The 12,812-nt window shown below is 61.6% G+C and carries 13 protein-coding genes and 1 tRNA gene; all 14 read left to right on the top strand.

From position 1 onward, the window contains the following. Window positions 1-63: 63 nt before the first annotated feature. The 14 genes from secG (at window position 64) to nuoL (ending at window position 12,807) form a co-directional block, all read left to right on the top strand. Window positions 64-450, top strand: a complete 387-nt coding sequence (gene secG / locus LDZ24_RS08385) for a preprotein translocase subunit SecG (RefSeq protein WP_248320049.1) — start codon at window positions 64-66, stop codon at window positions 448-450. A 129-nt stretch (window positions 451-579) separates the two neighbouring features. Next, window positions 580-664, top strand: a tRNA-Leu gene (locus LDZ24_RS08380). A gap of 174 nt (window positions 665-838) precedes the next feature. Beyond that, window positions 839-1,198: an NADH-quinone oxidoreductase subunit A gene (locus tag LDZ24_RS08375; protein ID WP_040051564.1), complete on the top strand. Its 360-nt coding sequence runs from the start codon at window positions 839-841 to the stop codon at window positions 1,196-1,198. A gap of 61 nt (window positions 1,199-1,259) precedes the next feature. Next, the gene (locus tag LDZ24_RS08370) at window positions 1,260-1,739 is read left to right on the top strand and encodes an NADH-quinone oxidoreductase subunit B family protein (protein WP_006052903.1); all 480 of its coding nucleotides are present in this window, start codon (window positions 1,260-1,262) and stop codon (window positions 1,737-1,739) included. Between the two features lie 20 nt (window positions 1,740-1,759). Continuing rightward, window positions 1,760-2,362, top strand: a complete 603-nt coding sequence (locus LDZ24_RS08365) for an NADH-quinone oxidoreductase subunit C (RefSeq protein WP_248320048.1) — start codon at window positions 1,760-1,762, stop codon at window positions 2,360-2,362. A gap of 9 nt (window positions 2,363-2,371) precedes the next feature. Beyond that, the gene (locus tag LDZ24_RS08360; protein ID WP_175944108.1) at window positions 2,372-3,625 is read left to right on the top strand and encodes an NADH-quinone oxidoreductase subunit D; all 1,254 of its coding nucleotides are present in this window, start codon (window positions 2,372-2,374) and stop codon (window positions 3,623-3,625) included. Window positions 3,626-3,793: 168 nt separating this feature from the next. Beyond that, on the top strand, window positions 3,794-4,279 hold the full coding sequence (gene nuoE / locus LDZ24_RS08355) for an NADH-quinone oxidoreductase subunit NuoE (protein WP_206466578.1): 486 nt from the start codon (window positions 3,794-3,796) through the stop codon (window positions 4,277-4,279). Continuing rightward, window positions 4,276-5,598: an NADH-quinone oxidoreductase subunit NuoF gene (nuoF, locus tag LDZ24_RS08350; protein ID WP_175944104.1), complete on the top strand. Its 1,323-nt coding sequence runs from the start codon at window positions 4,276-4,278 to the stop codon at window positions 5,596-5,598. Before nuoE ends, nuoF begins: the two co-directional genes overlap by 4 nt. A gap of 49 nt (window positions 5,599-5,647) precedes the next feature. Beyond that, window positions 5,648-7,984, top strand: coding sequence for an NADH-quinone oxidoreductase subunit NuoG (gene nuoG / locus LDZ24_RS08345; RefSeq protein ID WP_248320046.1), 2,337 nt, complete (start codon window positions 5,648-5,650; stop codon window positions 7,982-7,984). After that, a complete protein-coding gene (nuoH, locus tag LDZ24_RS08340; RefSeq protein ID WP_175944100.1) occupies window positions 7,985-9,049 on the top strand; it encodes an NADH-quinone oxidoreductase subunit NuoH in 1,065 nt (354 codons plus the stop codon). Between the two features lie 35 nt (window positions 9,050-9,084). Beyond that, window positions 9,085-9,573: an NADH-quinone oxidoreductase subunit NuoI gene (nuoI, locus tag LDZ24_RS08335; RefSeq protein WP_159836462.1), complete on the top strand. Its 489-nt coding sequence runs from the start codon at window positions 9,085-9,087 to the stop codon at window positions 9,571-9,573. Between the two features lie 125 nt (window positions 9,574-9,698). Beyond that, window positions 9,699-10,397: an NADH-quinone oxidoreductase subunit J gene (locus tag LDZ24_RS08330; RefSeq protein ID WP_175944098.1), complete on the top strand. Its 699-nt coding sequence runs from the start codon at window positions 9,699-9,701 to the stop codon at window positions 10,395-10,397. A gap of 20 nt (window positions 10,398-10,417) precedes the next feature. Then, window positions 10,418-10,723, top strand: a complete 306-nt coding sequence (gene nuoK / locus LDZ24_RS08325; protein WP_007588140.1) for an NADH-quinone oxidoreductase subunit NuoK — start codon at window positions 10,418-10,420, stop codon at window positions 10,721-10,723. Between the two features lie 17 nt (window positions 10,724-10,740). Then, window positions 10,741-12,807, top strand: coding sequence for an NADH-quinone oxidoreductase subunit L (gene nuoL, locus LDZ24_RS08320; RefSeq protein WP_248320045.1), 2,067 nt, complete (start codon window positions 10,741-10,743; stop codon window positions 12,805-12,807). Window positions 12,808-12,812: the final 5 nt, after the last annotated feature.

Genomic DNA, 12,812 nt, shown 5'->3' with positions numbered 1-12,812 from the left:
AGTCGAAAGAGCATGTCGCGACACGTGAGTGTCACGGAAACATCAAGATCCAGGTGAGTTGAAATGCTGTATTTGAAGACATTGATTATCGTCGTCCAGTTGCTGTCGGCGCTTGGCGTGATCGGGCTCGTGCTGCTTCAGCACGGAAAGGGCGCCGACATGGGCGCGGCGTTCGGCAGCGGCGCGTCGGGCAGTTTGTTTGGCGCGACCGGCTCGGCGAACTTTCTTTCGCGTACCACGGCGGTTCTTGCTGCGATCTTCTTTATCACGACGCTCGCGCTGACTTATCTGGGCAGCTACAAGCCGCAGACATCGGCCGGTGTGCTGGGTGCTGGTCCGACGTCTGCCTCAGCGCCTGCTGCGGCTGGAAAGAGCGCATCGGCTCCTGCTGCTGCGCCGGCATCGGCTGCGCCTGCGTCATCCGCGCCGGGCGCCGACGTGCCGAAATAAACGCCCAAAACAAATTTTCGCGAAATTCGTGTTTTGTGCGTTGAACAATTCGTGGGACCTAGTTATAATTCAAGTCTTGAAGCGATTCGCGGCAATTAAGAAGTTTGTTTTCCCGGATTGCAGTACAGTGCCGACGTGGTGAAATTGGTAGACACGCTATCTTGAGGGGGTAGTGGCGAAAGCTGTGCGAGTTCGAGTCTCGCCGTCGGCACCAAAAGTTATCCAATGCCAGCCGCATGCATCGCTTCGGCTGGCATTGTCACTTCTGGAGTACCCTTACGATATCGTTGATATCGTGAGCGGTCCCAAGTGAATCCCGTCGCCGGGTGGTCTGTCCCGGCAAGCATCTCAATCATCACTGACCGAAACTACCGATCAGAGGAAAGCCTTGAACCTCGCACCCTATTACCCCGTCTTCTTGTTTCTTCTGGTGGGCCTTGGTTTAGGTATAGCGCTGGTCAGCATCGGCAAGATTCTCGGTCCCAACAAGCCCGACACCGAAAAGAATGCCCCGTACGAATGCGGCTTCGAAGCATTCGAAGACGCGCGTATGAAGTTCGATGTGCGCTACTATCTCGTCGCAATTCTTTTCATCATCTTCGACCTTGAGACGGCGTTCCTGTTTCCGTGGGGCGTGGCCCTGCGCGACATCGGCTGGCCCGGCTTCATGGCCATGATGATCTTTCTGCTCGAATTCCTGCTCGGCTTCGCCTACATCTGGAGAAAAGGCGGTCTCGACTGGGAATGACGGGTAGATCACCGGATTCATGGGCGGCTTTGGCTGGCTGCTCATCTGGAGTGGAAATCAAATGAGTATCGAAGGGGTCTTGAAGGAAGGCTTTGTCACCACCACGGCTGACAAGCTGATCAACTGGACGCGCACCGGCTCCCTGTGGCCGATGACGTTCGGTCTCGCGTGCTGCGCGGTCGAGATGATGCATGCGGGCGCCGCCCGTTACGACCTGGACCGCTTCGGCGTGGTGTTCCGTCCGAGCCCGCGCCAGTCCGACGTGATGATCGTCGCCGGCACGCTGTGCAACAAAATGGCGCCCGCGCTTCGTAAGGTGTACGACCAGATGGCCGAGCCGCGCTGGGTCATTTCCATGGGTTCGTGCGCGAATGGTGGCGGCTACTACCACTATTCGTACTCCGTCGTGCGCGGCTGCGACCGTATCGTTCCGGTCGACGTCTATGTCCCGGGCTGCCCTCCGACGGCCGAGGCGCTGGTCTACGGCGTGATCCAGCTGCAGGCGAAGATTCGCCGCACGAACACCATCGCCCGTCAATAAAGGCCTGAGCCTCCCCAACTATGGCAAGCAAACTCGAGACCCTCAAAGCGAACCTTGAGGCGGCGTTTGGCGACCGTCTCCAGAACATCACCGAGTCGCTGGGTCAGGTGACGGTCGTCGTGAAGGCGGCCCATTATCTTGAAGTCGCGACCCGGCTGCGTGACGATCGCTCGCTCGGCTTCGAGCAGCTCATGGACCTCGCCGGCATGGACTATTCGACGTTCGGCGACGGCGTCTACGAAGGCCCGCGCTTCGCGGCCGTCATGCATCTGCTCTCCATTTCGAACAACTGGCGCCTGCGCGTGCGCGTGTTCGCTCCGGACGACGAAGTGCCGATCATTCCGTCGCTCGTCGATATCTGGTCGTCGGCCAACTGGTACGAGCGCGAAGCATTCGACCTGTACGGCATCGTGTTCGAAGGCCACCCCGATCTGCGCCGCATTCTCACGGACTACGGCTTCATCGGCCACCCGTTCCGCAAGGACTTCCCGGTGACGGGCTTCGTCGAAATGCGTTACGACCCGGAAGAGAAGCGCGTCGTGTATCAGCCTGTGACGATCGAGCCGCGCGAAATCACGCCGCGCGTGATCCGCGAAGATCGCTATGGTGGTCTGAAACATTAAGAGAGCGTCATGGCAGACATCAAGAACTACACGCTGAATTTCGGCCCGCAGCACCCTGCCGCGCACGGCGTGCTGCGCCTCGTGCTCGAACTCGACGGCGAAGTGATCCAGCGCGCCGATCCGCACATCGGCCTGTTGCATCGCGCGACCGAGAAGCTCGCGGAAACCAAGACCTTCATTCAGTCCGTGCCGTACATGGACCGTCTCGACTACGTGTCGATGATGGCGAACGAGCACGCCTACGTGATGGCGATCGAAAAGCTGCTCGGCATCGACGTGCCGATCCGCGCGAAGTACATCCGCGTCCTGTTCGACGAAATCACGCGCGTGCTGAACCACCTGATGTGGATCGGCTCGCACGCGCTCGACGTCGGCGCGATGGCGGTCTTCCTCTACGCGTTCCGCGAGCGCGAAGACCTGATGGACGTGTACGAAGCGGTCTCGGGCGCGCGCATGCACGCGGCGTACTACCGTCCGGGCGGCGTGTATCGCGATCTGCCTGACGCAATGCCGCAATACAAGGTCTCCAAGATTCGCAATGCGAAGGCGCTGGAGAAGATGAACGAGAACCGTCAAGGTTCGCTGCTCGACTTCATCGAAGACTTCTTCAATCGCTTCCCCGGCTATGTCGACGAGTACGAAACGCTGCTCACCGACAACCGTATCTGGAAGCAGCGTCTCGTGGGCATCGGCGTGGTGAGTCCGGAGCGCGCGTTGCAGCTCGGCATGAGCGGCGCGATGCTGCGCGGCTCGGGCATCGAATGGGATCTGCGCAAGAAGCAGCCGTACGAAGTCTACGACCAACTGGACTTCGACATTCCGGTGGGCGTGAACGGCGACTGCTACGACCGCTATCTCGTGCGCGTCGAGGAAATGCGTCAGTCCACGCGTATCGCCAAACAGTGCATTGCCTGGCTGCGCAAGAATCCCGGCCCTGTGATGGTCGATAATCACAAGGTTGCGCCGCCGTCGCGCGTCGGCATGAAGAGCAACATGGAAGAGCTGATTCACCACTTCAAGCTCTTCACGGAAGGCTTCCACGTACCGGAAGGCGAGACCTACGCCGCGATCGAGCATCCGAAGGGCGAGTTCGGCATCTATCTCGTGTCGGACGGCGCGAACAAGCCGTATCGCCTGAAGATCCGCGCGCCTGGCTTCGCGCATCTGGCCTCGCTGGACGAGATGGCGCGCGGCCACATGATCGCCGACGCCGTCACGATCATCGGAACGCAAGACATCGTGTTCGGCGAGATTGATCGCTGATTCCGTCGTCCGCTCGCGCGGCGCGCTCGTCGGCCGGGCCGCCGTTGCGCTGAATCGAGCGCAAAGCGTTGAAGCAATTACAGGAAACCGCAGGACGCCAGGTCTGCCGCAATAAGATGCCCGCGGCAGGTTTTCGTTCGGTAGGAATTGAAAGAGTCGTGTCTGAAAATGATCTCAGCTGAAGGCCTGAAAGAAATCGATCGTGCGATCGCAAAGTATCCCGCCGAGCAGAAGCAGTCGGCGGTGATGGCCGCGCTTGCTGTCGCTCAGGAAGAGCACGGATGGCTCTCGCCCGAACTCATGAAGTTCGTCGCCGACTATCTGAGCATGCCGCCTGTCGCGGTGCAGGAAGTCGCCACGTTCTACACGATGTACGAGCTCGCGCCGGTCGGTAAGCACAAGATCACGCTCTGCACGAACTTGCCCTGCCAGCTCGGTCCGGACGGCGGCTCGGATAGTGCTGCTCAGTATCTCAAGCAGAAGCTCGGCATCGACTTCGGCGAAACCACGCCCGACGGCAAGTTTACGCTGAAAGAAGGCGAGTGCTTCGGCGCGTGCGGCGATGCGCCGGTCATGCTGGTGAACAACCACCGCATGTGCAGCTTCATGAGCCGCGAGAAGATCGACCAGTTGATCGAGGAACTTTCGAAATGACGTCTCTCCACGATCGTCACATCAAGCCGCTGATCCTCGCTGGCCTCAATGGCGAGAACTGGCATCTGGAAGATTACGTTGCGCGCGGCGGCTACAAGCAGCTGCGCCGCATTCTGGAAGAGAAGATTCCGCCCGAGCAGGTGATTGCCGACGTGAAGGCGTCGGGTCTGCGCGGCCGCGGCGGCGCGGGCTTCCCGACCGGCCTGAAGTGGAGCTTCATGCCGCGTCAGTTCCCGGGGCAGAAGTATCTCGTCTGCAATTCGGACGAAGGCGAGCCGGGCACGTTCAAGGACCGCGACATTCTTCGCTGGAACCCGCACGCGCTGATCGAAGGCATGGCCATCGGCGCGTATGCGATGGGCATCACCGTCGGCTACAACTACATCCACGGCGAGATCTGGGAAGTCTATAAGGTGTTCGAAGCGGCGCTGGAAGAAGCGCGCGCTGCCGGCTATCTCGGCGCGAACATCCTCGGCTCCGGCTTCTCGTTCGAGTTGTACGCTCACCACGGTTACGGCGCGTACATCTGCGGCGAAGAAACCGCGCTGCTCGAATCGCTGGAAGGCAAGAAAGGCCAGCCGCGCTTCAAGCCGCCTTTCCCGGCGAGCTTCGGCGTGTACGGCAAGCCGACCACCATCAACAACACCGAGACGTTCGCTGCCGTGCCGTTCCTGCTGGAAATCGGGCCGCAGAATTACCTCGAAATCGGCAAGCCGAACAACGGCGGCACGAAGATCTTCTCGGTGTCGGGCGACGTGAATCGTCCGGGCAACTATGAAATTCCGCTCGGCACGCCGTTCTCGACACTGATGGAACTGGCCGGCGGTGTGCGCGGCGAGTCGATCAAGGCGGTGATTCCGGGCGGATCGTCGGCGCCCGTGGTGCCGGGCGAGATGATGCTCGCGACCGATATGGACTACGATTCGATCGCCAAGGCGGGTTCGATGCTCGGCTCGGGCGCGGTCATCGTCATGAACGAAACGCGGTGCATGGTGCGTTCGTTGCTGCGCCTGTCGTACTTCTATTACGAGGAGTCGTGCGGTCAGTGCACGCCTTGCCGCGAAGGCACGGGCTGGCTGTATCGCGTGGTGCATCGCATCGAGCACGGCCTCGGCCGAAAGGAAGACCTGGATCTGCTGAATTCCGTCGCCGAAAACATCATGGGCCGCACGATCTGCGCGCTCGGCGATGCGGCGGCCATGCCGGTGCGCGGCATGCTGAAGCACTTCTGGAACGAATTCGAATATCACGTCGAGCACAAGCACTGTCTCGTCGGCGGGCACGCGCATCATGCGGCGTCCGAGGCGCTTACCGCGTAATCAGGCGCACAGTCAGTTGCGCGAAAGAGGTTGAGGACCATTCCCCATCATGGTTGAACTAGAAATTGACGGCAAGACGGTCGAGGTGCCCGAAGGCAGCATGGTGATCCAGGCTGCGCATAAGGTCGATACGTACATTCCTCACTTCTGCTATCACAAGAAGCTGTCGATCGCGGCGAACTGCCGGATGTGCCTCGTCGAAGTCGAAAAGATGCCGAAGGCCGTCCCCGCGTGCGCCACGCCCGTTTCGGCCGGCATGGTCGTGCGGACCGCCTCCGACAAGGCCGTGAAGGCGCAACAGTCGGTGATGGAGTTCCTGCTGATCAATCACCCGCTGGATTGCCCGATCTGCGATCAGGGCGGCGAGTGCCAGTTGCAGGATCTGGCCGTGGGTTACGGCAAGTCCCAGTCGCGCTACAACGAAGAAAAGCGCGTGGTGTTCCACAAGAACGTGGGTCCGCTCATCTCGATGGAAGAGATGACGCGCTGCATCCACTGCACGCGCTGCGTGCGCTTCGGGCAGGAAATTGCCGGCGTCATGGAACTCGGCATGCTGGGCCGCGGCGAGCATTCGGAAATCACGTCGTTCGTCGGCAAGACGGTGGATTCGGAACTGTCGGGCAACATGATCGACCTGTGCCCGGTCGGCGCGCTCACGAGCAAGCCGTTCCGCTACAGCGCGCGGACGTGGGAATTGTCGCGCCGCAAGTCGGTGAGCCCGCACGATTCCGTCGGTTCGAACCTGGTCGTTCAGGTGAAGAACAACCGCGTGATGCGCGTTCTGCCGATGGAAAACGAAGCCATCAACGAATGCTGGATTTCGGACAAGGACCGTTTCTCGTACGAAGCGCTCAACAGCGACGAACGTCTCACCACGCCGATGCTCAAGCAGGGCGGCAAGTGGATCGAAACGGACTGGCAGACGGCGCTCGAGTACGTGGCGAAAGGCATCAAGGGCATCAAGGCGGATCATGGCGCGAGCGCCATCGCCGCGCTCGCGACGCCGCATAGCACGGTCGAAGAACTGTATCTGCTGAAGCAGTTCGCGGAAGGCGTCGGCTCGCCGAACGTCGATTTCCGCCTGCGTCAGAACGACTTTTCCGCGCCGGTGGGCGCGGGCGCGCCGTGGCTCGGCGTGAAGATCGCGGACTTGTCGAACGTCGATACGGCGTTCGTCATCGGCTCGTTCCTGCGCCGCGATCATCCGCTCTTCGCCGCGCGTCTGCGTCAGGCTGCCAAGAACGGCGCAATGCTCACGTTCCTGAACGCGAGCAACGACGACTCGCTGATCCCGACCGCGCATCGTCTGGTCGCTGCGCCCTCGGCATGGCTCGACCAGCTCGCGGGCATCGCGGGTGCGATCTCCGAAGCGCGCGGCGTCGCGCTGCCGGACGCATTCGCCGGTCGCGAAGTGTCGGCTGCCGCGAAGGACGTGGCGGCTTCGTTGTCAGCGGGCGAGAAGCGTGTCGTGCTGCTCGGCAATGTGGCGGTCCAGCATCCGGACTTCGCGCAGATTCAGGCGGCGGCGCAGTGGATTGCCGACAACACCGGCGCGACGCTCGGCTTCCTGACCGAAGGCGCGAATTCGGTCGGCGGTTATCTCGTCGATGCGCTGCCGGGCGAGGGCGGTCTTGACGCCCGCGCGGCGTTCGAACAGCCGCGCAAGGGCTACGTGCTCTTCAACGCGGAGCCGGAACTCGATGCGGCTAACCCGGCGCAGGCCGTCGCGGCGCTGAAGGCAGCCGAGATGGTGGTCGTGATGTCGCCGTTCAAGCACGGCATGGAGTACGCCGACGTGCTGCTGCCCCTCGCGCCGTTCACGGAGACGTCGGGCACGTTCGTCAACGCGGAAGGCACGGCGCAGTCGTTCAACGGCGTCGTCCGCGCATTGGGCGAGACGCGTCCGGGCTGGAAGGTACTGCGCGTGCTGGGCACGATGCTCGGCCTGCCGGGCTTCGAATTCGACACGGCGGAAGAAGTGCGCGTCGCGGCGCTCGGCACGGGCGACCTCACTGCGCGTCTGTCGAACAAGACGACGGTCGCACCGAAGCGCGCTGCATCTAACATTTCGGTGAAGGGCGGCTTCGAGCGTCTCGCCGACGTGCCGATCTATCACGCCGACCCGCTCGTGCGCCGCGCGCCGTCGCTGCATCTGACGGCAGCGGCACGCGACGCGAATGTCGCCGGCCTGCCGACGACGCTCTTCGACAAGCTCGGCCTGAAGGACGGCGACGCCGTGCGCATCAAGCAAGGCGACCTGTCGGTGGTGATGCCCGCGGTTCGCGACGCGAACCTGGCGGAAACGGTGGTGCGCGTGTCGGCGGCTACCGCGGCTGGCGCCGCACTCGGCGGCCTGTTCGGTGAACTGGTAGTGGAGAAGGCGTAAATGGGCTTGTTCGATACGATCAACGCAGGCGGCACGCAGCTTCTGGGCGTTGCCTGGCCGACCGTGTGGGCGCTGGTGCGCATCCTCGTGGTTGCGGTGGTGATCCTGCTGTGCGTCGCGTACCTGATTCTTTGGGAACGCAAGCTCATCGGCTGGATGCACGTGCGTCTCGGCCCGAACCGCGTCGGCCCGGCAGGCTTGCTGCAGCCAATCGCGGACGTGCTGAAGCTGCTGCTGAAGGAAGTCATTCAACCGACGCAGGCGAGCAAATGGATCTACGTCATCGCGCCGATCATGACCGTGGTGCCGGCCTTCGCGGTCTGGGCGGTGATTCCGTTCCAGGCGAAAGCCGTGCTCGGCAACATCAACGCGGGTCTCCTGTACATCATGGCGATCTCGTCGATCGGCGTGTACGGCGTGATTCTCGCGGGCTGGGCGTCGAACTCGAAGTACGCGTTCCTCGGCGCCATGCGCGCGGCGGCGCAGATGGTGTCCTACGAAATCTCGATGGGCTTCGCGCTCGTCGTGGTGCTGATGGTCGCGGGCACGCTGAACATGTCGGATATCGTCGCCTCGCAGCAGCGCGGCATCTTCGCGGGCTTCGGCGTCAACATCCTGTCGTGGAACTGGCTGCCGCTTCTGCCGATGTTCGTCGTGTACTTCATCTCGGGCATTGCTGAAACGAACCGTCACCCGTTCGACGTGGTGGAAGGCGAATCGGAAATCGTCGCGGGTCACATGATCGACTACTCGGGCATGGCGTTCGCGCTGTTCTTCCTCGCCGAGTACATCAACATGATCGTGATCTCCGCGATCGCGACGACCCTGTTCCTGGGCGGCTGGGACGCGCCGTTCGGCTTCCTGTCGTTCATCCCGGGCGTGTTCTGGTTCGTGCTCAAGGTTTTCTTCCTGCTGTCGGTCTTCATCTGGGCCCGCGCGACGTTCCCGCGCTACCGCTATGACCAGATCATGCGTCTCGGCTGGAAGGTGTTCCTGCCGGTTTCGGTAGTGTGGGTGGTCGTGATCGGCTTCTGGATCATGTCGCCGCTCAACATCTGGAAGTAGTCGGACGAACCCAGGACAAGAGCGGACCAATCATCATGAACGCAATTCAGAACTTCTTTAAGACCTTCTTCCTGACCGAACTGCTGAAGGGTCTGGCGCTGACGGGCCGTTACACGTTCCAGCGCAAGATCACGGTGCAGTTCCCGGAAGAAAAGACGCCGGTGTCGCCGCGCTTTCGCGGTCTGCACGCGCTGCGCCGTTATGAAAACGGCGAAGAGCGCTGCATCGCGTGCAAGCTGTGCGAAGCGGTGTGCCCGGCGCTCGCGATCACCATCGAATCGGAAACGCGTGCGGACAATACCCGTCGCACGACGCGCTACGACATCGACCTGACCAAGTGCATCTTCTGCGGCTTCTGCGAAGAAAGCTGCCCGGTCGATTCGATCGTCGAGACGCATATCCTCGAATATCACGGCGAAAAGCGCGGCGATCTGTATTTCACGAAGGACATGCTGCTTGCAGTGGGCGATCGCTACGAGACGGAAATCGCCGCATCGAAGGCGGCCGACGCGCCTTACCGTTGATGCGAAGCGGATGCCGGCGTCGCCGCCGGTGTCCGAGTCGAAGCGATTTTGCTGTTGCTGTTGGCGCGTTGCGCCGCGCGCCGACACACCCTGCCTGATGATGGCCTAACGATGAACCGGTAATCATGGAATTCACAACCGTACTGTTCTATATCTTCGCGCTGCTGTTGACCGTGTCCGCGCTGAAGGTGATCACCTCGCGCAATCCGGTGTCATCCGCGCTCTTTCTCGTGCTCGCGTTCTTCAACGCGGCCGCGATCTGGATGCTGTTGCAAGCCGAATTCCTCGCGATCCTGCTGGTTCTCGTGTATGTCGGCGCGGTGATGGTGCTCTTCCTCTTCGTCGTGATGATGCTCGACATCAACATCGACGTGCTGCGGCGCGACTTCAGGCGTTTCGTGCCGCTCGCGACCATCGTCGGCGCGATCATCGTCATCGAAACGGCGCTGATTCTGTGGCACGGCTACGGCGCGACGGTCACGCCGCTGCGTGATGCGGGAACGGCTGCCGCGGGCGCCGGCGTAAGCGGCGCGGCGCTGATGCCGAATACGCAGCTCATCGGCAAGGTCATTTACACGGACTACATCTTCGCGTTCGAAATCGCGGGTCTCGTGCTGCTGGTGGCGATCATCGCGGCCATCTCGCTGACCGTGCGCGACAAGAAGGACAAGAAGACGCAAACCGTCAGCAAGCAAGTGAAGGTTCGCCGTCAGGACCGTGTGCGCCTCGTCAAGATGCCGGCCGAAACGCAGGCGCCGGATGCAACGGTGGAACCTGCCGTGACCGGCAACATCGGCGCGGGCGTGGTGGACAACAAGGGCTGAGCGAGAAGGAGAGAACAAACATGTTGAGTCTTGCCCATTACCTCGTGCTCGGCGCGATCCTCTTTGCGATCAGCATCGTTGGCATCTTCCTGAACCGCCGCAACGTCATCATCATCCTGATGGCCATCGAACTGATGCTGCTTGCGGTGAACACCAATTTCGTCGCGTTCTCGCACTATCTGGGCGACGTGCACGGCCAGATTTTCGTGTTCTTCGTCCTGACCGTGGCCGCAGCGGAAGCCGCGATCGGTCTCGCGATTCTCGTGACCCTGTTCCGTAGCCTCGACACGATCAACGTCGAGGACCTCGATCAGCTCAAAGGTTAATTTCAGGCTAGGCTGTTATGTCCACGACACTCAATGAAAACCTCCTGCTCGCGGTCCCGCTGGCTCCGCTCGCGGGCTCGCTGATCGCGGGGCTGCTCGGGAAGACCGTGGGGCGCAAGGGCTCGCACCGCGTCACCATTCTCGGCGTCTTCATCTCGTTCATCCTGTCGGCGTTCGTGTTCTACGACGTCATGATGGGCGCGAGCTTCAACGGCACCGTCTACGAATGGATGACGATGGGGTCGCTCAAGATGGAAGTCGGCTTCCTCGTCGATTCGCTGACGGCGATGATGATGGTCATCGTGACCTTCGTCTCGCTGATGGTGCACATCTACACCATCGGCTACATGGCGGAAGAAGACGGCTATCAGCGCTTCTTTTCTTATATTTCGCTCTTCACGTTCTCGATGCTCATGCTCGTCATGAGCAACAACTTCCTGCAGCTGTTCTTCGGCTGGGAAGCGGTGGGTCTCGTCTCGTATCTGCTGATCGGCTTCTACTTCACCCGTGAAAGCGCGATCTACGCGAACATGAAGGCGTTCATCGTCAACCGCGTCGGTGACTTCGGCTTCCTGCTCGGCATCGGCCTGCTGCTGGCGTTCGCGGGTTCGCTGAACTACGGCGACGTCTTCGCGCAGGGCGAGAAGCTCGCCGCCATGACGTTCCCGGGCACGAGCTGGGGCCTCTTGACCGTGGCGTGCATCTGCCTCTTCATCGGCGCGATGGGTAAGTCGGCGCAGTTCCCGCTGCACGTGTGGCTGCCGGACTCGATGGAAGGCCCGACGCCGATCTCCGCGCTGATTCACGCGGCAACGATGGTGACGGCCGGTATCTTCATGGTGACGCGCATGTCGCCGCTCTTCGAGCATTCGGATGCGGCGCTGTCGTTCGTGACGGTCATCGGCGCGATCACGGCGCTGTTCATGGGCTTCCTCGGCGTCGTGCAGAACGACATCAAGCGCGTGGTCGCGTATTCGACGCTCTCGCAGCTCGGCTACATGACGGTCGCGCTCGGCGTGTCGGCGTATCCGGTCGCGGTGTTCCACTTGGGCACGCACGCGTTCTTCAAGGCGCTGCTGTTCCTCGGCGCGGGCTCGGTCATTATCGGCATGCACCACGACCAGGACATGCGCAACATGGGCGGGCTGGCCAAGTACATGCCGATTACCTGGATCACGTCGCTGATCGGTTCGCTGGCGCTGATCGGCACGCCGTTCTTCTCGGGCTTCTATTCGAAGGATTCGATCATCGATGCGGTGAAGCTCTCGCATCTGCCAGGTTCGGGTTTCGCATACTTCGCGGTGGTGGCGAGCGTCTTCGTCACGGCGCTGTATTCGTTCCGCATGTACTTCCTCGTGTTCCACGGCAAGGAGCGCTTCCGCGGTCCGAAGCATCCCGATTCGCCGATGGGCGCCGAAGAGGCGACGCACGGCCAGGGCCACGGTAGCGACGATCATGGTCACGCACACGGCCACGGCCACGCACACGAGCCGCACGAAAGCCCGTGGGTCGTCACGCTGCCGCTGATTCTGCTGGCGATTCCGTCGGTCATCATCGGCGCGATCATGATCGGCCCGATGCTCTTCGGCGACTTCTTCTCGCACGGCGTCGTGTTCGACAAGGTGATCTACATCGCCGAGAACCACGAAGGCATGCGTGAAATGGCCGAAGAGTTCCACGGCTGGTTCCCGATGGGCCTGCATTCGGTCGCGGGCCTGCCGGTGTGGCTGGCGCTCGCGGGCGTGATCGTCGCGTGGTTCCTGTACATGAAGCGCCCGGATCTGCCGCCGGTGATCCGCCGCCGCTTCGGCCCGATCTACACGCTGCTCGACAACAAGTACTACTTCGACAAGATCAACGAAGTGGTCTTCGCCCGGGGCGCGGTCGCCATCGGTCGCGGGCTGTGGAAAGAGGGCGATGTGGTCGTCATCGACGGCGTCGTCAATGGCAGTGCGCGGTTCGTCGCCTGGTTCGCCGGTGTGATCCGCTTCCTTCAATCCGGTTACATCTATCACTACGCGTTCGCCATGATTATCGGCATGTTGGGGCTCTTGACCCTGTTTGTAACGCTCGGCGGCAAATAAGGCGA

Source organism: Caballeronia sp. Sq4a (genome assembly GCF_023170545.1).
In the GTDB taxonomy this organism is placed as follows: Bacteria; Pseudomonadota; Gammaproteobacteria; order Burkholderiales; family Burkholderiaceae; genus Caballeronia.
The sequence above is the reverse complement of the archived record's forward strand: the minus strand, read 5'-3'. Positions and strand labels throughout refer to the sequence as shown.

What these genes read in the sequence shown, in the direction of transcription:
- secG (WP_248320049.1), top strand. Translation starts at nt 64, where the DNA reads ATGCTGTATTTGAAGACATTGATTATCGTCGTCCAGTTGCTGTCGGCG.
- nuoI (WP_159836462.1), top strand. Translation starts at nt 9,085, where the DNA reads ATGAACGCAATTCAGAACTTCTTTAAGACCTTCTTCCTGACCGAACTG.
- nuoG (WP_248320046.1), top strand. Translation starts at nt 5,648, where the DNA reads ATGGTTGAACTAGAAATTGACGGCAAGACGGTCGAGGTGCCCGAAGGC.
- nuoF (WP_175944104.1), top strand. Translation starts at nt 4,276, where the DNA reads ATGACGTCTCTCCACGATCGTCACATCAAGCCGCTGATCCTCGCTGGC.
- LDZ24_RS08360 (WP_175944108.1), top strand. Translation starts at nt 2,372, where the DNA reads ATGGCAGACATCAAGAACTACACGCTGAATTTCGGCCCGCAGCACCCT.
- LDZ24_RS08330 (WP_175944098.1), top strand. Translation starts at nt 9,699, where the DNA reads ATGGAATTCACAACCGTACTGTTCTATATCTTCGCGCTGCTGTTGACC.
- nuoL (WP_248320045.1), top strand. Translation starts at nt 10,741, where the DNA reads ATGTCCACGACACTCAATGAAAACCTCCTGCTCGCGGTCCCGCTGGCT.
- nuoK (WP_007588140.1), top strand. Translation starts at nt 10,418, where the DNA reads ATGTTGAGTCTTGCCCATTACCTCGTGCTCGGCGCGATCCTCTTTGCG.
- LDZ24_RS08370 (WP_006052903.1), top strand. Translation starts at nt 1,260, where the DNA reads ATGAGTATCGAAGGGGTCTTGAAGGAAGGCTTTGTCACCACCACGGCT.
- LDZ24_RS08365 (WP_248320048.1), top strand. Translation starts at nt 1,760, where the DNA reads ATGGCAAGCAAACTCGAGACCCTCAAAGCGAACCTTGAGGCGGCGTTT.
- nuoE (WP_206466578.1), top strand. Translation starts at nt 3,794, where the DNA reads ATGATCTCAGCTGAAGGCCTGAAAGAAATCGATCGTGCGATCGCAAAG.
- nuoH (WP_175944100.1), top strand. Translation starts at nt 7,985, where the DNA reads ATGGGCTTGTTCGATACGATCAACGCAGGCGGCACGCAGCTTCTGGGC.